Source organism: Curtobacterium sp. AB7 (assembly GCF_044909335.1).
GTDB lineage: Bacteria > Actinomycetota > Actinomycetes > Actinomycetales > Microbacteriaceae > Curtobacterium.
Window position 1 is genome coordinate 192964 of the sequence record NZ_JBIYED010000004.1, and the last position, 24496, is coordinate 217459.

Annotated in this window: 24 protein-coding genes; 23 read left to right on the forward strand and 1 reads right to left on the reverse strand. The window is 70.1% G+C overall.

Going from position 1 to position 24496, the window contains the following annotated elements; translation table 11 throughout:
* Positions 1–6 precede the first annotated feature (6 nt).
* The 9 genes from argS (at position 7) to prmC (ending at position 12028) form a co-directional block, all read left to right on the forward strand.
* Positions 7–1677, forward strand: coding sequence for an arginine--tRNA ligase (gene argS, locus ABH929_RS11160; RefSeq protein ID WP_404561289.1), 1671 nt, complete (start codon positions 7–9; stop codon positions 1675–1677).
* A 192-nt stretch (positions 1678–1869) separates the two neighbouring features.
* Positions 1870–2613, forward strand: coding sequence for a DUF2993 domain-containing protein (locus ABH929_RS11165; RefSeq protein WP_263090545.1), 744 nt, complete (start codon positions 1870–1872; stop codon positions 2611–2613).
* A 57-nt stretch (positions 2614–2670) separates the two neighbouring features.
* Positions 2671–4098 (forward strand): diaminopimelate decarboxylase, encoded by a 1428-nt coding sequence (gene lysA / locus ABH929_RS11170; protein ID WP_404561290.1) that lies wholly within the window; start codon positions 2671–2673, stop codon positions 4096–4098.
* A gap of 25 nt (positions 4099–4123) precedes the next feature.
* Positions 4124–5431, forward strand: a complete 1308-nt coding sequence (locus ABH929_RS11175) for a homoserine dehydrogenase (protein WP_404561291.1) — start codon at positions 4124–4126, stop codon at positions 5429–5431.
* A gap of 70 nt (positions 5432–5501) precedes the next feature.
* Positions 5502–6581, forward strand: coding sequence for a threonine synthase (gene thrC, locus ABH929_RS11180; protein WP_123294272.1), 1080 nt, complete (start codon positions 5502–5504; stop codon positions 6579–6581).
* Between the two features lie 77 nt (positions 6582–6658).
* Positions 6659–7597, forward strand: coding sequence for a homoserine kinase (gene thrB, locus ABH929_RS11185; protein ID WP_404561292.1), 939 nt, complete (start codon positions 6659–6661; stop codon positions 7595–7597).
* A gap of 193 nt (positions 7598–7790) precedes the next feature.
* Entirely contained in the window at positions 7791–10052 is a 2262-nt protein-coding gene (gene rho / locus ABH929_RS11190) for a transcription termination factor Rho (protein ID WP_404561293.1), read from the forward strand.
* 3 nt (positions 10053–10055) lie between these two features.
* Positions 10056–11138 (forward strand): peptide chain release factor 1, encoded by a 1083-nt coding sequence (gene prfA / locus ABH929_RS11195; RefSeq protein ID WP_111083862.1) that lies wholly within the window; start codon positions 10056–10058, stop codon positions 11136–11138.
* A 14-nt stretch (positions 11139–11152) separates the two neighbouring features.
* Complete coding sequence (gene prmC, locus ABH929_RS11200) at positions 11153–12028, forward strand: peptide chain release factor N(5)-glutamine methyltransferase (RefSeq protein WP_404561356.1); 876 nt, start codon at positions 11153–11155, stop codon at positions 12026–12028.
* Positions 12029–12148: 120 nt separating this feature from the next.
* On the opposite strand, the gene ABH929_RS11205 is transcribed toward prmC, so the two are convergent.
* Positions 12149–12799 carry an HAD family hydrolase gene (locus ABH929_RS11205; RefSeq protein WP_404561295.1) on the reverse strand — a complete coding sequence of 217 codons (651 nt, stop codon included), beginning with the start codon at positions 12797–12799 and terminating at the stop codon, positions 12149–12151.
* A gap of 37 nt (positions 12800–12836) precedes the next feature.
* Here ABH929_RS11205 and ABH929_RS11210 point away from each other — a divergent pair, with 37 nt between their 5' ends.
* From ABH929_RS11210 to ABH929_RS11275, 14 genes are all read left to right on the forward strand, one after another.
* A complete protein-coding gene (locus tag ABH929_RS11210) occupies positions 12837–13511 on the forward strand; it encodes an L-threonylcarbamoyladenylate synthase (RefSeq protein ID WP_404561296.1) in 675 nt (224 codons plus the stop codon).
* Positions 13508–14734: an MraY family glycosyltransferase gene (locus ABH929_RS11215; protein WP_111083866.1), complete on the forward strand. Its 1227-nt coding sequence runs from the start codon at positions 13508–13510 to the stop codon at positions 14732–14734. Before ABH929_RS11210 ends, ABH929_RS11215 begins: the two co-directional genes overlap by 4 nt.
* Positions 14731–15222, forward strand: a complete 492-nt coding sequence (locus ABH929_RS11220; protein ID WP_404561297.1) for a hypothetical protein — start codon at positions 14731–14733, stop codon at positions 15220–15222. The genes ABH929_RS11215 and ABH929_RS11220 overlap by 4 nt, the downstream gene beginning before the upstream one ends.
* 107 nt (positions 15223–15329) lie before the next feature.
* Positions 15330–16190 (forward strand): F0F1 ATP synthase subunit A, encoded by an 861-nt coding sequence (gene atpB, locus ABH929_RS11225; RefSeq protein WP_333925860.1) that lies wholly within the window; start codon positions 15330–15332, stop codon positions 16188–16190.
* 61 nt (positions 16191–16251) lie between these two features.
* On the forward strand, positions 16252–16488 hold the full coding sequence (gene atpE, locus ABH929_RS11230; protein WP_027465781.1) for an ATP synthase F0 subunit C: 237 nt from the start codon (positions 16252–16254) through the stop codon (positions 16486–16488).
* A 9-nt stretch (positions 16489–16497) separates the two neighbouring features.
* Positions 16498–17052, forward strand: coding sequence for a F0F1 ATP synthase subunit B (locus tag ABH929_RS11235; RefSeq protein WP_123937768.1), 555 nt, complete (start codon positions 16498–16500; stop codon positions 17050–17052).
* Between the two features lie 2 nt (positions 17053–17054).
* Positions 17055–17849 carry a F0F1 ATP synthase subunit delta gene (locus ABH929_RS11240; RefSeq protein ID WP_404561300.1) on the forward strand — a complete coding sequence of 265 codons (795 nt, stop codon included), beginning with the start codon at positions 17055–17057 and terminating at the stop codon, positions 17847–17849.
* Positions 17850–17956: 107 nt separating this feature from the next.
* Positions 17957–19585 (forward strand): F0F1 ATP synthase subunit alpha, encoded by a 1629-nt coding sequence (atpA, locus tag ABH929_RS11245; RefSeq protein ID WP_123312397.1) that lies wholly within the window; start codon positions 17957–17959, stop codon positions 19583–19585.
* A complete protein-coding gene (locus tag ABH929_RS11250) occupies positions 19586–20488 on the forward strand; it encodes a F0F1 ATP synthase subunit gamma (RefSeq protein WP_123312398.1) in 903 nt (300 codons plus the stop codon).
* Positions 20489–20535: 47 nt separating this feature from the next.
* A complete protein-coding gene (atpD, locus tag ABH929_RS11255; RefSeq protein ID WP_065959250.1) occupies positions 20536–21990 on the forward strand; it encodes a F0F1 ATP synthase subunit beta in 1455 nt (484 codons plus the stop codon).
* A 1-nt stretch (position 21991) separates the two neighbouring features.
* A complete protein-coding gene (locus ABH929_RS11260) occupies positions 21992–22255 on the forward strand; it encodes a F0F1 ATP synthase subunit epsilon (protein WP_027465776.1) in 264 nt (87 codons plus the stop codon).
* A 5-nt stretch (positions 22256–22260) separates the two neighbouring features.
* Positions 22261–23022 (forward strand): YaaA family protein, encoded by a 762-nt coding sequence (locus ABH929_RS11265; protein ID WP_404561357.1) that lies wholly within the window; start codon positions 22261–22263, stop codon positions 23020–23022.
* A gap of 104 nt (positions 23023–23126) precedes the next feature.
* Positions 23127–23705: a hypothetical protein gene (locus ABH929_RS11270; RefSeq protein WP_404561301.1), complete on the forward strand. Its 579-nt coding sequence runs from the start codon at positions 23127–23129 to the stop codon at positions 23703–23705.
* Positions 23706–23757: 52 nt separating this feature from the next.
* On the forward strand, positions 23758–24495 hold the full coding sequence (locus ABH929_RS11275) for an FHA domain-containing protein (protein WP_404561302.1): 738 nt from the start codon (positions 23758–23760) through the stop codon (positions 24493–24495).
* The last annotated feature ends 1 nt before the right edge of the window (position 24496 follow it).

A 24496-nucleotide genomic window follows, 5' to 3' on the forward strand; every position in this document is an offset into this window, starting at 1 on the left:
TCCGCCGTGACTCCTGCCGAACTCTCCGCCGCGTACCTGTCGATCCTGACCGGGATCGTCGAGCGACGAGGCGCGTCCGAGACCGTGACGATCGAGGACTCCCACGTGGTGCTCGAGCGTCCGAAGAACCGCGCGCACGGCGACTGGGCATCGAACGCCGCGATGCAGCTCGCGAAGCGCATCGGCACGAACCCGCGCGAGCTCGCGACGGAGATCGCCGGCGAGCTGACCGAGCTCGACGGCGTGGCCTCGGTCGACGTCGCCGGCCCGGGGTTCATCAACATCACGCTCGAGGCCGCAGCGGCCGGTGAGATCGCCCGCACCATCGTCGAGGGCGGCGACGCCTTCGGACACGGCGACCTGTACGACGGCGTCCGGATCAACCTGGAGTTCGTGTCGGCGAACCCGACCGGCCCGATCCACATGGGCGGCGTGCGCTGGGCGGCGGTCGGCGACAGTCTGGCCCGCGTGTTCCAGGCGCAGGGCGGCCTCGTCACCCGCGAGTACTACTTCAACGACCACGGCGCGCAGATCGACCGCTTCGCCCGCTCGCTCGTGGCGTCGGCGCTCGGTGAGCCCACGCCGGAGGACGGCTACGGCGGCGCGTACATCGCCGAGATCGCAGCGCGCGTCATCGCGACGCTCGACCCCTCGGTCGACGTGAGGGACCTGCCGCGCGACGAGGCGCAGGAACTCTTCCGGCGCGAGGGCGTCGACTTCATGTTCGCCGACATCAAGTCGTCGCTGCACGACTTCGGCGTCGACTTCGACGTCTACTTCCACGAGAACGCCCTGCACGAGTCGAAGGCCGTCGAGCGTGCCATCGCACGGCTGCGGTCGTCGGGTGTGATGTACGAGGCCGAGGGCGCCGAGTGGCTCCGCACGACCGACTTCGGCGACGACCGCGACCGCGTGGTCATCAAGTCCGACGGCGAGCCCGCGTACATCGCCGGCGACCTGGCGTACTACCTCGACAAGCGCGAGCGCGGCTTCGAGCGCAACCTGATCATGCTCGGCGCGGACCACCACGGCTACGTCGGTCGGATGATGGCGATGTGCGCCGCGTTCGGCGACGAGCCGGGCACGAACCTCGAGATCCTGATCGGGCAGATGGTCAACCTGCTCAAGGACGGCGAGCCGATGCGCATGTCGAAGCGCAACGGCACCATCGTCACGATGGAGGACCTCGTCGACGCCGTGGGCGTCGACGCCGGCCGCTACTCGCTCGTCCGGTTCGCCAGCGACACCGCGATCGACATCGACCTCGACCTGCTCGTCAAGCGCACCAACGACAACCCGGTGTTCTACGTGCAGTACGCCCACGCACGCACCCAGTCGGTGGCCCGCAACGCCGAGGCCGCCGGGGTCGATCGCTCCGTGTTCGACGCCTCGCTGTTGACGCACGACTCCGAGGGTGCGCTGCTCGGCGCCCTCGCCGAGTACCCGCGCGTGGTGCGCCACGCCGCGGAGCTCCGCGAGCCGCACCGCATCGCCCGGTACATCGAGCAGCTCGCGGGCCTGTACCACCGCTGGTACGACGCCTGCCGCGTGACCCCGCTCGGCGACGAACCGGTCACCGACCTGCACCGCACGCGCCTGTGGCTGAACGACGCCACCGGCCAGGTCGTCCGCAACGGCCTCGGCCTGCTCGGCGTGAGCGCTCCGTCCCGCATGTAGCGGCAGCGGCGTCACGAGCAGACGGCCGAGCCGTTGTCGTGACGCGCCCCCTGACGGTCATCGCACCCCGGTGTGCGGGGGCGCGATGACCGTGGCGGGGCGCGATCGAGCGGGCCTCCCGACGCACCGCGCCCCGCCCCGCGCACCGCGCCTCCAGGCAGGCTGACGGGACCACGTGGAAGGCTGGGAGGCATGTCCACCGCCACCACCCGCCGCCGCTGGCCCGTCGTCCTGATCGTGGTCGTCGTCGTGCTCGCCGCCCTCGTCGTGATCGCCGAGTTCGTGCTCCGCGGGGTCGTCGACCGCATCATCGCCCAGCAGGTCGAGCAGTCGCTGCCCGACGGCACCACGGGCCAGGTCGAGGCGCACGCCGACGGCATCGTCATCCCGCAGCTGATCAGCGGCACCCTCGACCAGGTCGAGATCACGTCCGAGAAGCTCACCGTCGACGGCATCCCGCTCGCTGCCGACGTCACCGCGAAGGACGTCCCGGTGGACGGCAAGGGCGACGTGCACGACGTCGACGGCACGGTCACCCTGGCGTCGTCGAGCGTGGAGGACCTGTCCAAGTACAGCCCGCTGTTCGACCGGCTCACCCTGGTGGACGGCGGCGTCGAGCTGTCCGGGTCCACGGCGGTGCTCGGCTACGACATCACCTACGCGGCGAAGGGCGACGTGGTCGCGCAGGACGACGGCCGCGGCATCACGATCACCCCGAAGAGCGTGCGGATCACCAATTCCGACCTCGGTCTCAAGGTCGACTCGATCCCCGGCGTGACGAACGTGCCGGTGCAGGTCTGCACGGCGCAGTTCCTGCCCGAGGCGCTCCGCGTGCGCTCGCTCGACGTCTCGAAGGCCGACGCGACGGTGCGCATCACCGCGGACGCGCTGCCGCTCAACGAGCAGGGCCTGCAGACGGTCGGCAGCTGCGGCTGACCCCGTGGTGCGTAACGCGGCCGGGAGGCGCGGCTCGCGTCGGTAGGATCGGGTCCCGTGAGCGAGAACCCCCTTGCACCGCCGCGACTGCGGTTCCCGACGGATGCCTCCGAGCTGGTGGACCGGATCTGGCCCGCGTCCGCGACGCGGACCGACGACGGCGACCTGGCGGTCGGCGGTGTCAGCGCCACGGACCTCGTCCGGCAGTACGGCACCCCGCTGTACGTCGTCGACGAGCGGGACGTGCAGTCCCGCGCGGTCCGGGTGCGGAACGCGTTCACCGAGGCGTTCGAGGGCATCGGCACCCGTGCGCACGTCTACTACGCCGGCAAGGCGTTCCTGACGACGCAGGTCGTGGCGTGGATGGCCGAGGCCGACCTGCGCGTGGACGTCTGCACCGGCGGGGAGCTCGCGGTCGCCCTGGCCGCCGGCATCGACCCGGCGATGCTCGGCTTCCACGGCAACGACAAGTCCGACGCCGAGATCGCCCGCGCGGTCGAGGTCGGCGTCGGCACGATCGTGCTCGACAGCCACGAAGAGGTCCAGCGCGTCGCCCGTGCCGCTGCCGACGCCGGGGTGGTGCAGCGCGTCCGGATCCGCATCAACAGCGGCGTCCACGCGTCCACCCACGAGTACCTGGCGACCGCGCGCGAGGACCAGAAGTTCGGCATCCCGCTCACCGAGGCCGTCACCGCCGCCGAGGCCGTGCGCGCCGAGTCGTCGCTCGTGTTCGTCGGGCTGCACTCGCACATCGGTTCGCAGATCTTCGACGAGTCCGGGTTCCGCGAGGCCGCTCGACGCCTGATGGACGTGCACGCCACCCTCGTCGAGACCGGTCCGGTGCCCGAGCTGAACCTCGGCGGCGGCTGGGGCATCGACTACACCGAGGCCGACTCTGCCTTCGCGCCCGAGGACGTCGCGGACGCCCTCGCCGCGATCATCGCCGAGGCCTGCGCCGAGCGGGACATCCCGGTGCCCGAGGTCGCGGTCGAGCCCGGTCGCTACATCGTCGGGCCGGCGGGCATCACGCTCTACCGCGTCGGCACGATCAAGCCCGTCGCGCTCGAGACCGGCGACCCGGACACCGGCCACGCCACCCGCACCTACGTCTCCGTCGACGGCGGGATGAGCGACAACGCCCGGCCTGCCCTGTACGGCGCCGACTACACCGCTCGCCTCGCCCGGGCGTCCGAGGCGCCCGCCGTGCTCACCCGCGTCGTCGGGAAGCACTGCGAGAGCGGGGACATCGTGGTGAACGACGAGTACCTGCCGGGTGACGTCGAGCGCGGTGACCTGCTCGCCGTCGCGGCCACCGGCGCGTACTGCTGGGCGCTGTCGAGCAACTACAACCACGTGGGCCGCCCGCCGGTCGTCGCCGTGGCGGACGGCGCAGCCCGTATCCTCGTGCGGGGCGAGTCGATCGACGACCTCCTCGCCCGCGACACCGGCGTCCGCCCCGTGCCCCACGCCGGCACCGGCCGCTGACCCGACGAACAGGAACCAACTCCAGATGATCGAATACCGCAACGTCCGCGTCGCGCTGCTCGGGGCCGGCTCGGTCGGGTCCCAGGTCGCGCGGCTCCTGCTCGAGCACGCCGACGAACTCGCCTCGCGCGCCGGTGCCGGCCTCGAACTCGTCGGGATCGCCGTGCGCGACGTCGACGCCGCGCGTGACGTCGACCTGCCGAAGGACCTCTACACGACCGACGCCGAGTCGCTCATCCTCGGTGCCGACATCGTCGTCGAGCTGATCGGCGGCATCGAGCCGGCGCGCACGCTCGTGCTGCAGGCGCTGCAGTCCGGCGCGGACGTCGTGACCGGCAACAAGGCGCTCCTCGCGACCCACGGTCCGGAGCTCTTCGCGGTGGCCGAACAGGTCGGCGCGCAGCTGTACTACGAGGCCGCCGTCGCCGGTGCCATCCCGATCATCCGCCCACTGCACGACTCGCTCGCGGGTGACCGCATCGAGCGGATCATGGGCATCGTCAACGGCACCACGAACTTCATCCTCGACCTGATGGACCGCGAGGGCGCCACGTTCGAGGACGCCCTGGCGACCGCGACCGAGCTCGGGTACGCCGAGGCCGACCCGACCGCCGACATCGAGGGCTACGACGCCGCGCAGAAGGCCGCGATCCTGGCCTCGCTCGCGTTCCACACCTCGGTGCCGCTCGCCGCCGTGCACCGCGAGGGCATCACCTCGGTCACCATCGAGCAGGTCCGCGCCGCGCGCAAGGCCGGCTACGTCGTGAAGATCCTGGCGACCGCCGAGCGGCTCACCGACGAGGACGGCCGCGAGGGCGTCAGCGCCCGCGTGTACCCGGCCCTCGTGCCGGAGTCGCACCCCCTGGCGAGCGTGCACGGCGCGAAGAACGCCGTGTTCGTCGAGGCCGAGGCCGCCGGCGACCTCATGTTCTACGGCGCCGGTGCCGGTGGTGTCGAGACCGCCTCTGCCGTCCTCGGCGACCTGGTTTCCGCCGCACGTCGGCACGTCATCGGCGGCCCGGGTGTCGCGGAGTCGACCCAGTCGGACCTGCCCGTCTTCCCGATCGGCACCGTCCGCACGCGCTACCAGATCACCCTGCACGTCACGGACGCCCCCGGCGTGCTGTCGACGGTCGCCGGCGTGCTCGCGAAGCACGGCGTGAGCGTCGAGACCGTCGAACAGACCACCACGGGTGCCTCCGAGGGGACGGCAGCGCTCGTCATCGGCACGCACCTGGCGCGCGAAGCCGACCTGGCGGACACCGTCCGCGCGCTCCGCGGCGAAGACGTGGTCCTGGACGTGACCAGCGTCCTGCGCTTCGTCGGCGCCTGACGCACCACGGGCCTCCAGGCCGACCCAGAACCGAAACCAGACCGACCCACCGGACAGAGAGAGAAGCCTGATGGCCCACCAGTGGCAGGGAGTCCTGCGCGAGTACGCCGACCGACTCGACGTGACCGAGGCGACGCCGATCGTCACGCTCGGTGAGGGCGGCACGCCCCTCATCCCGGCTCGTCGGCTCTCCGAGCGCACCGGCGCCGAGGTCTACGTCAAGTTCGAGGGCATGAACCCGACCGGGTCCTTCAAGGACCGCGGCATGACGATGGCGATCTCGAAGGCCGTCGAGCACGGCGCGAAGGCCGTCATCTGCGCCTCGACCGGCAACACCAGCGCCTCGGCCGCCGCGTACGCCACGCACGCCGGCATCACCGCCGCGGTGCTCGTGCCCGAGGGCAAGATCGCCATGGGCAAGCTCAGCCAGGCCGTCGCCCACGACGCCCAGCTGCTGCAGGTCCAGGGCAACTTCGACGACTGCCTCGACATCGCCCGAGACCTGGCGGCGAACTACCCGGTGCACCTCGTCAACTCGGTCAACAACGACCGCATCGAGGGTCAGAAGACCGCCGCGTTCGAGGTCGTCGACGTCCTCGGCGACGCCCCGGACTTCCACTTCCTGCCGGTCGGCAACGCGGGCAACTACACCGCGTACTCCCGCGGCTACCGCGAGGACGTGGCCGCCGGTCGCACGACGAAGCTCCCGCGGATGTTCGGGTTCCAGGCCGCCGGTTCCGCACCGATCGTCCGTGGCGAGGTCGTCAAGAACCCCGACACCATCGCCTCCGCGATCCGCATCGGCAACCCGGCCTCGTGGCAGTTCGCCCTCGAGGCCCGTGACGAGACCGACGGCTACTTCGGCGCGATCTCGGACGAGGCGATCCTCGCCGCGCACCACATCCTGTCGGCCGAGGTCGGCGTCTTCGTCGAGCCCGCGTCGGCCATCGGTGTCGCCGGGCTGCTCGAGCGTGCCGATGCCGGCGTCGTGCCGAAGGGCGCGAAGGTCGTCATCACCGTCACCGGCCACGGCCTGAAGGACCCGCAGTGGGCCCTGCGCACCGAGGACGGCAGCGAGGTCACCCCGACGAGCGTGCCGGTCGACACCAAGTCGATCGCCGACGTGCTCGGACTGGTCGCGGCGCAGTGAGCCTCGACCGCTCGTCCGGACCGGGGGAGGGCGTCACCGCCCACAGTGCTGTACCGGCCGGACGGGCGGTCCACGCTGTGCCCGCCGGACGGGCCGTGCGCGTCCGCGTGCCGGCGACGTCCGCCAACCTCGGGCCGGGGTTCGACTCGCTCGGTCTCGCGCTCTCGCTGTACGACGAGGTCGTCGTCCGGGTCCGCCCGGAACCCGGTGCCACCGTCACGGTGCGGGGCGTCGGTGCCGGCGAGGTCGCCACCGACGACACGAACCTGGTCGTGCGTGCCGTCCGCCGCGGCCTCGAGCACGCCGGCGTCGACCAGCCCGGCCTCGAGCTGCACGCCACGAACGCGATCCCGCACGGCCGCGGGCTCGGTTCCTCGGCGGCGGCCATCGTCGCCGGCCTGATGGCGGCCCGCGGGCTGCTCGAGGGCATCGTCGACCTGGACGCCTCGACCCTGCTGAGCCTGGCCACCGAGATGGAGGGGCACCCGGACAACGTCGCCCCGGCACTGTTCGGTGGGCTCACCATCGCGTGGATGACGGCCGAGGGACCCGCGTACAAGCGGCTGCTGGTGCACCGCGGCGTCGCACCGGTCGTGTTCGTGCCGACGTCCACGCTGTCGACGAAGCTCGCCCGCTCCCTGCAGCCCGAGAACGTCCCGCACGCCGACGCCGCGTTCAACGTCTCCCGCTCCGCGCTGCTCGTCGCCGCGCTCATCCAGAGCCCCGAGCTCCTGCTCGCCGCGACCGAGGACCGCCTGCACCAGGCGTACCGGGCCAGCGCGATGCCCGAGACCGACGCACTGATCGGACTGCTCCGGCAGCACGGCCTCGCGGCCGTCGTGTCGGGGGCCGGACCGAGCCTGCTCGTGCTCGGCAGTGACCCGGCACAACGGCTCACGGCCGCGGATCTCGTCGCCCGACACGGGGAATCCGACTGGCGCGCGCTCATGCTGGCCGTCGATCTCGGTGGTGCTACAGTGGTGGCGCACTCGGCGCTCGAAGCCGAACCCGCGTAGTCGCCCGGACTGCTCGTGCCATGGGTCCCATCCCGTGGCCAGCTCCGACGCAGCGCAGGGTCCGGTGCGCGGGGGCACTCTCTTTCTGATCACCGAATCCCGGTCCGTCGTCTGAACGGCGGTCGATGCATACCCGTGCATCCGGGACGGTGGAAACTCTCCGCGTTCTGCGGTTCGAAAGGAAACACCGACCTTGACCGACAACAACTCCACCCCGGTGGAGATCCCCAGCGACCTGCGCGCCCTCCGCCTGCCGGAACTCCAGCGCATCGCCTCCTCGCTCGGCATCACCGGGCTCTCGAAGCTCCGCAAGGGCGACCTCATCGCCTCGATCGAGGACAAGCGCCCCGTCACGGACGACGTCCCCGCCGCGGCAGCGCCCGCCACGACCCCCGCCACGGCGCCGGTGACCGAGCAGCCGACGCTGCCGGAGCCCGCAGCCGAGGCACCGACCGCTCCGGTCGCCGACCCCGAGGCCCCCGCCGTCGAGAACGAGCCGGCCGCGCCGTCGCGTGTCCGCCGTTCGCGCCGTGCGTCCTCCGGTGGCACCGTGAACGCCGGCCCGACCTCGGCCGCCGAGCACACCAACGCCGGCCACACCGGCACCGAGGACCTGCTCGCGGGCCTCGACCAGGTGCGTGCCGAGAAGGACGCCCAGGAAGCCGCCCAGTCACAGACCGGTGGGCAGCGTCGCGGCCGCGGCCAGCGCGGTGCCGACCAGCAGGCCCAGCAGCCGAACGAGTCGGCCGAGCAGCAGACGCCGACCTCGGCACCTGCCCAGACCGAGCAGCCGGCCCGCACCGAGCAGCCGGCGCGCACCGAGCAGCAGAGCACCGAGGGCGAGTCGCAGGACCAGTCCGGTGCCGCCGACTCCGGCGACCAGAACGGTGAAGGCGGTCCGCGTCGCGGCCGTCGCAGCCGTGGTCGCGGTCGTGGCCGTGGGCAGAACGCCGAGAACGGCGAGCAGAACGGCGAGCAGCAGGACGGCCAGCAGCACCAGCAGGGCGGCCAGCAGAAGCAGAACGGCGGCGACCAGCAGAAGCAGGGCGACGCCAAGCAGGGCGACCCGAAGCAGGGCGACGCCAAGCAGCGCGACGCGAAGCAGGACGACCGCGCCGAGCAGAAGCAGCAGGCGGCGAACCAGCAGAAGCAGAACGGTCAGCAGAAGCAGGGCCAGCAGGCCCAGCAGAACGCCGACGACACCGAGGGTGGCCGTAGCCGTCGCCAGCGTGACCGCAAGCGCGGCCGTGGCGGCCAGAACGACGACTTCGAGCCCGAGGTCACCGAGGACGACGTGCTGATCCCGATCGCGGGCATCCTCGACGTCCTCGACAACTACGCGTTCGTCCGCACCACGGGCTACCTGCCCGGACCGAACGACGTCTACGTCTCCCTCGGCCAGGTGAAGAAGTACCACCTGCGCAAGGGCGACGCCGTCGTCGGTTCGATCAAGCAGCCCCGTGACAACGAGCAGCAGAGCCGTCAGAAGTACAACGCGCTCGTGACCGTCGACTCGGTCAACGGCCAGACCGCCGAAGAAGCAGCGGCTCGCGTCGAGTTCTCGGACCTCACCCCGCTGTACCCGAACGAGCGCCTGCGCCTCGAGACGGAGCCGGGCAAGCTGAGCACCCGCATCATCGACCTCGTGTCGCCGATCGGCAAGGGCCAGCGCGGCCTCATCGTCTCGCCGCCCAAGGCCGGTAAGACCGTCGTGCTGCAGGCCATCGCGGGCGCCGTCGCGAAGAACAACCCCGAGGCGCACCTCATGGTCGTCCTCGTCGACGAGCGGCCCGAAGAGGTCACCGACATGCAGCGCACGGTGAAGGGCGAGGTCATCGCCTCGACCTTCGACCGTCCAGCCGAGGACCACACCACGGTCGCCGAGCTCGCCATCGAGCGTGCGAAGCGCCTGGTGGAACTGGGCCACGACGTCGTGCTCCTGCTCGACTCGATCACCCGTCTGGGCCGTGCCTACAACCTGTCGACCCCGGCGTCGGGCCGCGTGCTCTCCGGTGGCGTCGACTCGGCGGCGCTCTACCCGCCGAAGCGCTTCTTCGGTGCGGCGCGCAACATCGAGGACGGCGGCTCGCTGACCATCCTCGCCACCGCGCTCGTCGAGACCGGTTCCAAGATGGACGAGGTCATCTTCGAGGAGTTCAAGGGCACCGGCAACATGGAGCTCCGCCTGAACCGTCACCTGGCGGACAAGCGGATCTTCCCGGCCGTCGACGTCAACGCCTCCGGTACCCGTCGCGAGGAGCAGCTGCTCTCCGCCGACGAGGTCAAGATCACCTGGCGTCTGCGCCGAGCCCTCGCCGGGCTCGACCCGCAGCAGGCCCTCGAGATCGTGCTGCGGAACCTCAAGGAGACGCAGTCGAACGTCGAGTTCCTGGTGCAGGTGCAGAAGTCGGTCCCGACGACCGGCGGCGCTCACCACAACGGTCACCAGGAGTAACGCGTGTTCGAGTCGGTGGCAGGGCTGCTGGCGGAACACGAGGACCTGACGCAGCAGCTGTCGGACCCCGCGCTCCACGCCGATGCGGCCCGGGCGAAGAAGGTGAACCGGCGCTACGCCGAGCTCAACCAGATCAAGTCCGCGTACGAGTCCTGGCAGGCGGCGGGGGACGACCTCGCCGCCGCCCAGGAGCTCGCGCGTGAGGACTCGGCGTTCGCGGACGAGGTCCCCGGGCTCGAGGAGCAGTTGGCGGAGCGCCAGGAGCGTCTCCGCCGGCTGCTCATCCCGCGCGACCCCGACGACGGACGCGACGTGATCATGGAGATCAAGGGCGGCGAGGGCGGCGAGGAATCGGCGCTGTTCGCGGCCGACCTCCTGCGCATGTACTCGCACTACGCCGAGACCAAGGGCTGGAAGGTCGAGCTCCTCGAGCGCACCGAGTCCGACCTGGGTGGCTACAAGGACGTCCAGGTCGCGATCAAGTCGAACACGACCGACCCGTCGCAGGGCGTCTGGGCGCACCTGAAGTACGAGGGCGGCGTGCACCGTGTGCAGCGCGTGCCGCAGACCGAGTCGCAGGGGCGCATCCACACCTCGACGACCGGCGTGCTGGTGTTCCCCGAGGTCGACGAGCCCGAAGAGGTCGCGATCAACCAGAACGACCTGAAGATCGATGTGTACCGGTCGTCCGGCCCCGGCGGGCAGTCCGTCAACACGACGGACTCCGCGGTCCGCATCACCCACCTGCCCACGGGCATCACGGTGGCGATGCAGAACGAGAAGTCGCAGCTGCAGAACCGTGAGGCCGGCATGCGCGTGCTCCGCGCACGCATCCTCGCGCGGCAGCAGGAGGAGCTCGACGCGATCGCCTCGGATGCGCGCAAGTCGCAGATCCGCGGGATGGACCGCTCGGAGCGCATCCGGACGTACAACTTCCCGGAGAACCGGATCGCGGACCACCGCACCGGCTACAAGGCGTACGACCTGGACCGCGTCATGAACGGTGCACTCGAGCCCGTCGTCCAGTCCGCCATCCAGGCGGACGAAGAGGCACGTCTGGCCGCCATCGGCGACCAGGACGCGTAACCCTGGAGGCACGGATCACCTCCGACACGCCCCGCACGTTCGCCGCGGATCGCCTGCTCGAGCAGGCGGCCGCGGCGCTCGTCGCATCCGGCGTCCCGACGCCCCAGGTCGACGCCGAGCTGCTGCTCGCGTGGGCGACCGACACCTCGCGCGGTGCCGTCCAGGCCCGTGCGATGACCGGGGGCGCGATCGCTCCGGAGCACGTCGAGCGCTTCCGGCACGCGATCGCCCGGCGGAGCACCCGCGAGCCGCTGCAGCACATCACCGGGCAGGCGTACTTCCGTGCACTGACCCTGGCGGTCGGCCCCGGGGTCTTCGTGCCCCGCCCCGAGACCGAGGGCGTCGTGCAGTTCGGCATCGACGCGCTCCGGGCAGTCGCGGTGCCGGCGCCGATCGGAGTCGACCTCGGGTCCGGCAGCGGTGCGATCGCGATCGCCATGGACACCGAGGTGCCGAACGCCGTCGTGTACGCCGTCGAGCGGTCGCCCGAGGCCCTGCCCTGGACCCGCCGGAACATCGACGCCCACGGCGGCACGGTGCGCCTCGTCGAGGGCGACCTCGCCGATGCGCTGCCCGAACTCGACGGCACCGTCTCGGTCGTCGTGTCGAACCCGCCCTACGTACCGGACGACGCGATCCCGATCGACCCCGAGGTCCGCGACCACGACCCCGCGATGGCGCTGTACGGCGGACCGGACGGCCTCGACGCCGTGCGCGCCCTGGCCGAGACGGCGTGGCGGCTGCTCGTGCCCGGCGGGGTGCTCGTCATCGAGCACGCCGAGCCGCAGGGCGCCGGCGTGCGCGAGGTCCTCGCGCGCCGGGGGTTCCGGACCTCGGAGACGCACGTCGACCTGACGGGTCGCGACCGCACGACCACCGCGACCCGGTAGTCGGACGCCCCCGGGCCTCCCGGTCGGTGTGTCGTGCTCAGCGGAAACGGGCGTACCTGGTCGTTCGGAACGACCAGGTACGCCCGTTTCTGGTTCCCATCGCGAACGTGATGGGAAGGATCAGGCGACGGGGGAGGCCTCGCGCTGCTGCGCGACGAAGGCGCGGACGTGCTCGCGCAGGTCGGTGTCGCGCTCGACGAGGACCGCGTGGATGCCGACGCTCCGGGCACCCGCGATGTTCTCCGGCATGTCGTCGGCGAAGAACGTGCGCTCGGCGGGCACGCCGTGGTGCTCCATCGCGCGGCGGAAGACCTCGGGCTCGGGCTTGCGGGCGCCGAAGTTGCTCGACGTGTCCAGGTGCTCGCCGAACAGCCCCGGCAGTGACGGCGCCCACTGGTGGATCCACCGCCCCGCGAGCGGCCCGTTGTTGGTGAGCAGGCCGACACGCCCGTGCTCGCTCGCGATCCGGACGGCCTCGATGCGTTCCGGCAGCTCGGTCATCGCGGATCCGCGGATGCGCGCCCACTCGGCCTCGGGGACGTCGCACTCCATGGCCCGCTCGAACGCGGCGAGGTACTCGTCGCCGTCGGCGAAGTCGCCGGCCTCGGCACGCATCTCGTGGCCGCAGTCCCACCAGCGGCGACGGAGCTCCTCGAACTCGTGTCCGGTGAACTCGGAGAGTGCGGCCATCCGCACCTGCCAGTCGTACCGGACCAGGACGTCGTCCATGTCGAAGAGGAACAGGAGGCGGGGCGCAGGGGACTCGTTCACGATGTCCTCCATTGTGTCGCACTATCATCGTCGAGTCATGGCATCCCGATACGACTGCACCGACTCCGACGGGCTCCTGACCGGGATGCGGCTCGCACGTGCCGCCCTCGGGCGCGGAGACCTCGTCGTCGTCCCCACCGACACCGTCTACGGCCTCGCCGCGGACGCCTTCAACGCGGCCGCCGTCCAGCGGCTGCTCGACGCGAAGGGCCGGACGCGGCAGTCGCCGCCGCCGGTGCTGATCCCCGGCCCGCCGACGCTCGACGCGCTCGCGAGCGACGTGCCGCAGCAGGTGCGCGACCTCGTCGCCGAGTTCTGGCCCGGCGGCCTGACCGTGATCCTGCGCGCGCAGCCGTCGCTCGACTGGGACCTCGGCGAGACGCGGGGCACGGTCGCCCTGCGGATGCCGGACTCGCGGATCGCGCTCGAGCTCCTGCAAGAGGTCGGTCCGCTCGCGGTCTCGTCCGCGAACTCGACCGGTGACCCGGCCGCGATGGACGTCGACGCCGCCGAGCGGATGCTCGGGGACAGCGTCGCCGTGTACCTGGACGGCGGGGCGATCGGCGAGCACGACGGCTTCGAGGCCTCCACCGGGTCGACGATCGTCGACGCGACGGGGCTGTCGGACGGCGGGAAGCTCCGCATCGTCCGGCACGGGGTGATCTCCGACGACGAGATCATCCGGGTCGTCGGAGCCGACCTCGTCGGATGAAGTACTACCTGCTGGCGGGGGCGATCGCCGCGGTCGTGAGCTTCCTGGTCAGCGTGCTGGTGTGGAAGCTCGGGCTCAAGTACAAGTGGTACCCCCAGGTCCGCGAACGCGACGTGCACCGCACGCCCACGCCACGCCTCGGCGGGATCGCGATGTACATCGGCGTCATCGTGTCGCTGTTGGCGGCGTGGTTCCTGTTCCCGTCGATCGCGGGGACCGACTACTTCCGGCTCGTGTTCTCCGAACCCGGGCGCGTGCTGGCGGTGCTCGGGGGAGCGACGATCATCGTGGTCCTCGGCGTCGCGGACGACATCTGGGACCTCGACTGGATGACGAAGCTCGCGGGGCAGATCATCGCCGCGGGCATCCTCGCCTGGCAGGGCGTCGCGATCGTGTCGCTGCCGATCGGCAACACGCTGGGCGTCGGCTCGTCCTACATGAGCCTGATCTTCACGGTGCTGGCGGTGGTGCTCGTGATGAACGCGGTGAACTTCATCGACGGACTCGACGGCCTGGTCGCCGGGGTCGCGATCATCGCCGGCGGGGTGTTCTTCCTCTACACGTTCTTCATCAACCGCGTGGTCGTGCAGACCGAGTTCTTCTTCAACCTGCCGTCACTGCTGACGGCGGTGCTCGTCGGGTCCTGCTTCGGGTTCCTCATCCTGAACTGGCACCCGGCCAAGCTGTTCATGGGCGACGCGGGAGCGCTGCTCGTCGGCTTCCTGATGGCCACGAGTGCGGTGTCGGTCACGGGCAACATCGACCCCGCCGCGGTGCAGACACGCCAGGCGCTGCTGCCGGCGTTCATCCCGATCCTGCTGCCCTTCGCGATCTTGATCGTGCCGATCCTGGACTTCGGTCTCGCGGTCACCCGACGGCTCAGCGCGGGCAAGTCGCCGTTCTCGGCCGACCGCAAGCACCTGCACCACCGCCTGCTCGACATGGGGCACTCGCACTTCCACGCCGTGCTGATCTTCTACGCGTGGACCGCCACCGTCGCGGTCGGGTGCCTGCTGTTCCTGTTCGTGGACTGGTACTGGGTGGTCGCCTTCGTCGCGGTCGGCTTCACCGTGTGCGCCGTCGCCACGTTCGCGCCGCTCGGCCGGAAGCGCACCGAGATCGCCGCCCAGACCGCCAACCGCTCCGCCGCCGTGGTGGACGCCAGCCTCGACCCGCTCGACCGGGCCGCCAACGACCGCACGATCCCAGGAGACATCACGTGACCGCACCGAACGCGCTCGACCACGTCCGGCCGGTGTTCCGCCGCATCATCACGTGGGGCGCCGTGCTCGCGGTCGCTCTGGCGATCGTCGGGGGAGTCGTGGGACTGCTCGTCGCCGACACTCCCGGGCTCATCGGCGGCCTGCTCGGAGCCGTGCTCAGCGTGGTGTTCCTCGGCCTCACCGCGGTCAGTGTCCTCGTCGCGCTGCGGGTGTCCAAGGGCCAGATGATCTCCGGCGCCTTCTTCGGCATCGTGATGGGCACCTGGCTGCTCAAGTTCATCGTGTTCATCGTGCTGCTCGTGGCCCTGAAGGACCGCACCTGGGTGGACTTCCCGGTGCTCGCGATCGTGATCATCGCGGGGGTCGTCGGGTCCCTGGTCATCGACGTCGTCGCGGTGGCGAAGGCCCGCATCCCGATCGGCGTGCAGCTGCCCGGCGACGGGTCCGGTGGCTCCGCGCACGCTGAGAACCCGACCCCCCGCAACTGAGAAGCCGGGAAGCCTCTCGCACCTGATAGGCTTCTCGGAGTCCGCCACCGGAGCCTTTCGCTCGGAGCGGGCAAGCCTCCACAACGTCCACCATCGCGTGCCATGATGTGCGCGCGCCGACACAGGAGACAGCGCTGCTATCCCACGCTCTTCCCCTGTCCCTCTCTGCTGCGGTTGACACCGTTGCGGCGGGGAGCAGCAAGGCCGCCGAGTTCCATGGTCCGTCGATCAACGAGTTCTTCCCGGATGCGATCTTCTTCGCCGGGACGCCGTTCGAGATCGATCGGGTCGTCCTCATCCGCTTCTTCGCCGTCGCCGTGCTCCTGGTGTTCGCCTTCGTGGGAACCCGCGCGCTGAAGCTCGTCCCGAACCGCGGTCAGGCGTTCATCGAGTACGCGTTCGACGTCGTTCGTCGCAACACCTTCGACAACCTCGGAGAGAAGGACGGCAAGCGATTCCTGCCGCTCCTGGCGACGATCTTCTTCGGCGTGCTGTTCATGAACCTGACCGGTCTGATCCCGGGCATGAACCTCGCCGGCACCAGTCGCATCGCGATGCCGATGATCCTCGCGATCGTCGCTTACGTCGCGTTCATCTACGCCGGCCTGCGCAAGCACCCGGGCACGTTCCTCCGGAACTCGCTCTTCCCGCCCGGGGTGCCGTGGTTCCTCTACATCATCGTGACGCCGATCGAGCTCGTCTCGACCTTCGTGCTCCGTCCGGTGACGCTCACCCTGCGACTCCTGATGAACATGGTCGTCGGGCACCTGCTGCTCGTCCTGTTCTTCTCGGCCACGCAGTTCTTCTTCTTCGACGCTTCGCTCGGCTTCAAGGCCTTCGGCGTCGGGACCCTCGCGTTCGGCATCGCGTTCAGCTTCTTCGAGATCCTCGTCGCGCTGCTGCAGGCCTACGTCTTCATGCTCCTCACCGCCGTCTACATCCAGCTGGCGCTGGCTGACGAGCACTGATTCCTCACTGACCCCCTACGGGACCGGCAACCGTCGGACCCGCACCTCGAAAGGAAAACACGTGGACGCAACGACCGTTCTCGCGGAGATCAACGGCAACATCGCGACGGTTGGCTACGGCCTCGCTGCGATCGGCCCGGCCATCGGTGTCGGCATCGTCGTCGGCAAGACGATCGAGTCCGTCGCCCGCCAGCCCGAGCTCCAGGGCCGCCTGACGACCCTCATGTACATCGGTATCGCCTTCACCGAGGCCCTGGCCTTCATCGGCATCGCCACGTACTTCATCTTCACGAACTAAGGTTCCTCGATGCACAACGCACTCATCATCGCGGCGGAGGAGACGCACAACCCCCTCATTCCGCCGCTGTACGACATCGTGTGGTCCGCGGTGGCCTTCCTCATCATCCTCGTGGTGATGTGGCGTGTCGTCACGCCGCGCATCACGAAGATGCTCGATGAGCGCACTGAGGCCATCGAGGGTGGCATCAAGAAGGCAGAGGCTGCTCAGGAGCAGGCCGCTGCTGCGCTCGACGAGTACAACAAGCAGCTCGCCGACGCCCGCTCCGAGGCGTCCCGCATCCGTGAGCAGGCCCGCGCCGACGCCACGGCGATCGGCAACGAGGTCCGCGAGCAGGCAGCGGCCGATGCAGCACGCATCACGGCCAACGCCCAGGCGCAGATCGAAGCCGAGCGTCAGAGCGCCGTCCAGTCGCTCCGGTCCGAGGTGGGCACCCTTGCCCTCGACCTCGCGTCCGGTGTGATCGGCGAATCGCTCAAGGACGACGCCAAGTCGTCGGCAGTCGTCGACCGCTTCCTCGCCGACCTCGAGGCCTCGCAGGCCACGAAGACGGGGGAGCACTGAGCATGCGCAGCGCTACCAGAGAAGCACTCGCGTCCACCAGGGCGGTGCTCTCGGACCTCGGTTCGAGCGCCGACCTGGCCGCGGGTGCCGAGATCCTCGCCTCCGGGCGTGCGATCGCCGGTGCGCCGCAGCTGCTCGGGCTGCTGTCCGACCCGACGGCCGACCCGGCCGGCAAGAAGGTCCTCATCGACCGCGTCTTCGCCGGCCAGTCGCACGCGACTCGTGCGGTCCTGACGGCAGTGGCCGGCTCACGCTGGTCCTCGCAGCAGGACCTGCTCGCCGGCATCGAGGACGCGGGCATCCGCGCCGTCGCCGCCACCGCGGGTCCGGGCTCACCGATCGAGTCCGAGCTGTTCGCCTTCGAGACCGCCGTCCGTTCGGACGCCGGCCTCGAGCTGGCGCTCGGCACGAAGCTCGGCAGCCCGGCGCAGAAGGGCGCGCTCGTCGAGCGGCTCCTCGGTGCCAAGGCGTCGCAGCAGACCGTGACGATCGTCTCCGCGCTCGTGCAGCAGCCTCGCGGCCGCCGCATCGGTGAACTCGTCCGTGATGCCTCGCGCATCGTGGCCGAGCAGGACGGCAAGCTCGTCGCGACCGTGGTCACCGCCACGGCACTCACGACCGCCCAGTCGGCACGCGTTGCACGCGGTCTGGCCGAGCGCTACGGCAAGGACATCAGCATCAACCAGGTCGTCGACCCCACGGTCGTCGGCGGGGTCCGGGTGCAGATCGGCGGCGACGTCATCGACGGCACCGTGTCCACGCGGCTCTCGGAGCTCCGGCTCCAGCTCGCCGGCTAGGCGTACGGTCGAAGCCGCTCCTCCCAAGTCCACAACGGGAACTGCCGAGTCCGGCAGCGTCACCCTCTCGGAGCCGAAGGGCCCCGGAAAACCACAAGGAAAATCCCATGGCAGACATCACCATCAGCCCCGATGAGATCCGTGATGCCCTGAAGGACTTCGTCTCGAACTACGAGCCGACGAAGGCCTCCACGGCCGAGGTCGGGCACGTCACCGACGCCGGTGACGGCATCGCGCACGTCGAGGGCCTCCCCGGCGTCATGGCCAACGAGCTCATCCGCTTCGCGGACGGCACGCTCGGCCTCGCGCAGAACCTCGACGAAGACGAGATCGGCGCGATCGTGCTCGGCGAGTTCGCCGGCATCGAAGAAGGCATGGAAGTCACGCGTACCGGTGAGGTCCTCTCGGCCCCCGTCGGTGACGGCTTCCTCGGTCGCGTCGTCGACCCGCTCGGCGCCCCGATCGACGGCCTCGGCGAGATCGCAGCCGAAGGGCGTCGTGCCCTCGAGCTCCAGGCTCCCGGCGTCATGTCCCGCAAGTCGGTGCACGAGCCGCTGCAGACCGGCATCAAGGCCATCGACGCGATGATCCCCGTCGGCCGCGGTCAGCGTCAGCTGATCATCGGCGACCGCCAGACCGGCAAGACGGCCATCGCGATCGACACGATCATCAACCAGAAGGCCAACTGGGAGTCCGGCGACGAGGACAAGCAGGTCCGCTGCATCTACGTCGCGATCGGTCAGAAGGGCTCCACGATCGCCTCCGTCAAGGGCGCACTCGAGGACGCCGGTGCGATGGAGTACACCACCATCGTCGCCGCCCCCGCGTCCGACCCGGCCGGCTTCAAGTACCTCGCCCCGTACACCGGTTCGGCCATCGGCCAGCACTGGATGTACTCCGGCAAGCACGTCCTCATCATCTTCGACGACCTGTCGAAGCAGGCTGAGGCCTACCGCGCCGTGTCGCTCCTCCTGCGTCGTCCGCCGGGGCGCGAGGCGTACCCGGGTGACGTCTTCTACCTGCACTCCCGTCTGCTGGAGCGTTGCGCGAAGCTGTCCGACGAGCTCGGCGCCGGTTCGATGACGGGTCTCCCGATCATCGAGACCAAGGCGAACGACGTCTCGGCGTACATCCCGACCAACGTCATCTCCATCACCGACGGCCAGATCTTCCTGCAGTCGGACCTCTTCAACGCGAACCAGCGTCCGGCTGTCGACGTGGGCATCTCGGTGTCCCGCGTCGGTGGTGACGCCCAGGTCAAGTCGATCAAGAAGGTCTCCGGCACGCTGAAGCTCGAGCTGGCGCAGTACCGCTCCCTCGAGGCGTTCGCGATGTTCGCGTCCGACCTCGACCAGGCGTCGCGTCGTCAGCTGGACCGTGGTGCCCGTTTGACCGAGCTCCTCAAGCAGCCGCAGTACTCGCCGTACCCGGTCGAGGAGCAGGTCGTCTCGATCTGGGCCGGCACGAACGGCAAGCTCGACACCGTCCCGGTGCCGGACGTGCTGCGCTTCGAGTCCGAACTGCTCGACCACCTGCGTCGCAACTCCGAGGTCCTCACGACCCTGCGGGAGACGAACCAGCTCAGCGACGAGACCGTCGCCGAGATGTCAAAGCAGATCGACGAGTTCTCGAAGAGCTTCCAGACGAGCGACGGCAAGACCCTCGGCTCCGAGCAGTTCGACGCGGCAGACGCCGAGGACGTCGACCAGGAGCAGATCGTCAAGGGTCGTCGCTAGATGGCAGCGCAGGTCCGGGTCTACCGACAGCGAATCAAGTCCGCGAAGACCACGAAGAAGGTCACTCGCGCGATGGAACTGATCTCGGCGTCGCGGATCCAGAAGGCGCAGGCCCGCATGGCTGCGTCCGGCCCGTACTCGCGAGCCGTGACGCGTGCGGTGTCGGCCGTGGCGACGTTCTCGAACGTCGACCACGTGCTGACCACCGAGCCGGAGTCCTCGACCCGTGCGGCCGTGGTGCTCTTCACCTCGGACCGCGGCCTGAACGGCGCGTTCAGCACGAACGTCCTCAAGCAGGGCGAGGAGCTCGCCTCCCTGCTCCGCAGCGAGGGCAAGGACGTCGTCTACTACCTGGTCGGCCGCAAGTCCGTCGGGTACTTCGCGTTCCGTGAGCGCGCGTCGGAGCAGCAGTGGGTCGGCAACACCGACCAGCCCGAGTTCTCGACGGCCAAGGAGATCGGCGACGCCGTCGTGGCGAAGTTCCTCCAGGACACCGCGGAGGGCGGCGTGGACGAGATCCACATCGTGTTCAACCGGTTCCTCAGCCTGGCGACGCAGGAGCCGCAGGTCGTTCGCCTGCTGCCCCTCGAGGTCGTCGAAGGGGTCGAGGAGCCCGAGGGCAACGAGCCCCTGCCGCTCTACGAGTTCGAGCCGGACGCCGATGCGGTGCTCGACTCGCTGCTCCCGGTCTACATCGAGAGCCGCATCTTCAACGCCATGCTGCAGTCGGCTGCTTCCGAGCACGCCGCCCGTCAGAAGGCGATGAAGGCGGCCAGCGACAACGCGGACTCGCTGATCCGTGACTTCACCCGACTCGCGAACAACGCGCGTCAGGCGGAGATCACGCAGCAGATCTCCGAGATCGTCGGCGGCGCCGACGCCCTCTCGTCGAAGAAGAAGTAGTCCGCGTCGTTCGCGGACAGATACCCACCCTCAGGAAGGCACCAGCCATGACCGACACCGCAACCACCGCGGTCGAGACGTCGTCGGCGCCCGGTGTCGGCCGGATCGCCCGTGTCACGGGTCCCGTCGTCGACATCGAGTTCCCCCACGACGCAATCCCGGAGATGTACAACCTCCTGTTCACGACCATCACCATCGGTGACTCGTCGCAGGAGATCGGCCTCGAGGTCGCCCAGCACCTGGGCGACGACCTGGTCCGTGCCATCTCCCTGAAGCCGACCGACGGCCTGGTCCGTGGCCAGGAGGTCCGTGACTCGGGCGCTCCGATCTCGGTCCCCGTCGGCGACGTCACCAAGGGCAAGGTCTTCGACGTCCTCGGGAACGTGCTCAACACGGACGAGAAGCTCGAGATCACCGAGCGCTGGCCGATCCACCGCAAGGCCCCGGCCTTCGACCAGCTCGAGTCGAAGACCTCGATGTTCGAGACCGGCATCAAGTCCATCGACCTCCTCACCCCGTACGTGCAGGGTGGCAAGATCGGCCTCTTCGGTGGTGCGGGCGTCGGCAAGACGGTCCTCATCCAGGAGATGATCCAGCGCGTTGCGCAGGACCACGGCGGTGTGTCGGTGTTCGCCGGTGTCGGTGAGCGTACCCGTGAGGGCAACGACCTCATCGGTGAGATGGAAGAGGCGGGGGTCTTCGACAAGACGGCCCTCGTGTTCGGCCAGATGGACGAGCCGCCGGGAACGCGTCTCCGCGTGGCCCTGTCGGCGCTGACGATGGCGGAGTACTTCCGCGATGTCCAGAAGCAGGACGTGCTCCTCTTCATCGACAACATCTTCCGCTTCACGCAGGCCGGCTCCGAGGTCTCGACGCTGCTCGGTCGCATGCCGTCCGCCGTGGGCTACCAGCCCAACCTCGCCGACGAGATGGGTGTGCTCCAGGAGCGCATCACCTCGACGCGTGGTCACTCGATCACCTCGCTGCAGGCGATCTACGTGCCGGCTGACGACTACACCGACCCGGCTCCGGCCACCACGTTCGCGCACCTCGACGCGACCACCGAGCTCTCGCGTGAGATCGCGTCGCAGGGTCTGTACCCCGCGATCGACCCGCTGACCTCGACGTCGCGGATCATGGACCCGCGGTACCTGGGTGCCGACCACTACGAGACGGCCACGCGCGTCAAGCAGATCCTCCAGAAGAACAAGGAGCTGCAGGAGATCATCGCCATCCTCGGTGTCGACGAGCTCTCCGAAGAGGACAAGATCACGGTCGAGCGTGCTCGTCGTATCCAGCAGTTCCTCTCGCAGAACACGTACATGGCGAAGAAGTTCACGGGCGTCGAGGGCTCCACGGTGCCGCTCAAGGACACCATCGAGTCCTTCCGCGCCATCGCCGACGGCGAGTTCGACCACGTTGCGACGCAGGCGTTCTTCAACGTCGGTGGCATCAACGACGTGGAAGAGAAGTGGGCACAGATCCAGAAGGAGAACCGCTGACATGGCGGGTCTCAGCGTGAGCGTCGTCTCGGCCGACCGTGAGGTCTGGTCGGGCGACACCACCATGGTCGTCGCACGCACGACAGAGGGCCAGATCGGCATCCTCGCAGGACACGAGCCGATGCTCGCGATCCTCGCGCAGGGTCAGGTCCGCATCACGCGGGCCGATGGGTCGACCGTCGCGGTCGACGCCGAAGACGGCTTCCTGTCGGTGGAGCACGACACGGTGACGATCGTCGCGCGGCAGGCCGCGCTGGCGTCCTGACCGGACTGACCGTCCTCCTCCCGCCTTCGGAGACGAAGCGGGAGGGTGGGGACACGAGCCGCACGCTCGATCTGCGTGCACTCTCGTTCCCGGAACTGGCCGAAGAGCGGGCCGCGGTGATCACCGCGGCCCGCTCTGTCAGTTCCGAGGAGTCCTCGGCCAGGACGGCTCTGAAGCTCGGCCCGAAGTCGATCGCCGAACGGTTCCGCAACCTCGAGCTCGACACGTCGGGCACGATGCCGGCGATCGAGCGGTACACAGGGGTGCTCTACGACCCCCTCGGCGCGCAGACCGCTGACGCGTCGACGCGGGCGTGGTGGCACGACCACGTGGTCGTGCAGTCGGCCATGTTCGGACCGATCGGTGCTGGTGACCTGATCCCGGCGTACCGCCTGTCGCACGACTCCCGGCTCGGGACGGTCCGGCTGGCGTCGCACTGGCCCGCAGCCTCGTCCCGGGTCCTGGTCGCACGGGCGGACGGCCTGGTGCTCGATCTCCGGTCCGAGGGCTACCGGCAGCTCGGTCCCGTCCCGGACGCGGTCGCCCCGCGCGTCGTGAGCATCGACGGCTCCGGTCGGCGGCGGGCGTTGAACCACTGGAACAAGACCGCCAAGGGCCGACTGGTCGCGCTGCTCGCGCGCACCGGAGCGGTCGTCGCGACCATGGACGACCTGGTCGACTGGGCCGCCGCGCACGGCGTCGTGGTCGAACGCAGCGACTCCGGCTGGGACCTGGTCGCCGAGAGCCTGGAACCCGCCACCGCCTGACCATCGCCCCGGTCCGTCCTCCACAGGATGGGCCGGGGCGCTGCTGTCCACAGGTGGTCGGTTCGTGCCTGACTGGAGGCCCGGATCAGGCTTCGATGGCGTGCATGATCCCCTTGACGGCACACACCCCCGACCACACCGCAGTCCGGTTCCCTCGCGAGATCGCGGCGGCGGTCACCCTCCCGGCAGCGGCCGCAGCGCTGGTCACGTCCGGCGTCGGCGCGGACTCCCGCGTCGGCGCGATCGCGATCGTCACCGCCTGCGGTGCGCTGTCCACCCGCATGGCGCTCATCCCGTTCCTCGCCAGCCGAGACCAGCCGGATCCGCGGGCCATCCGGGGGTTCGACCCGTTCGACGACCCGACGCCGCCGGCGTTGCACGGCAGCGGACCGGGACCGGACCGCGCTCGCCTGCGCACGGCCGGCGACCGTTGTGCCGAGGCCTGGCGGGTCTGGTGCGCCGAGGGTCGTCAGGTGGACAGTACGGCCGGAGCCGCCGGTGCGCTCGCACTCGGAGCCTGGTGCGCGTGGGCGCTCGGGTCGTCGGCCCGCGCCGAGACTCGGGCGCGCTACGCCCTCGAGACCCGTGCCGACGACCCGCTCGCCGGGTTGGTCCTGCGCTCGGTCCTGGCCGGCAGCGCGCCGACGTGGGCCGGTCCCCGTCGTGCCCGGCACCGATCGTGACCGATGCGGACGGCCGTCGGCGCGGTGTGGCGGGTCGACCGGATCGTCTACGGTGGAGGACACCACATCCGAAGGGCTCCGGTTGCGCGACGACGACATCGAGAACACCGTCATCCGGCGACCCCGCGGTGCCGGTGGCGGCGATCGCTTCGACGACGTGCTCGGCGACACCGTCATCCGACCGCCCACAGTGCAGTCCGAACCGGTCGGCGACCGTGCCGACGAGCCTGCCGACGACGGAGCCGACCCGGAGGACACGGTCGTCCGCGCCCGTGTCCGGAGCGCCGTCGGACCGAGCGTGCCCGCCGGCACCGCCACGGGCCTCCCGTCCGTCCCTGCCGCGCCCGCGGCGCGCGTGCCGTCGATCCGCATCGGCGACCGCACCTTCCGTCTGGACCACCCGGTCGTCATCGGACGGCGTCCGTCGCTGCCGCGGATCACCAGCGGCCCCGAACCGGAACTCGTGACGGTGCGGTCCGCCAACGGGCAGGTGTCGTCCTCGCACGTCCGCATCCACGCCGAGGGCGAAGCCGTGGTGGTGCAGGACCTGCGGTCCACGAACGGCACCGTCGTCCGACCGGCCGGCGCGCCGGTGTACCGCATGGCATCGGGTGCGTCGATCGTCGCGCTGACGGGTACGGTAGTCGAGGTCGGTGACGGCAACGCCATCGAGGTCCTCTCGCCGTACCTCCGGGTCGCACCGACGGCGGACGGGTTCCCACCGGTTCCCCCGTGGCCCACCGACCAGACAGCACACGGCACGCCCCGAACCCCCAGAGAGCGATCCTGAA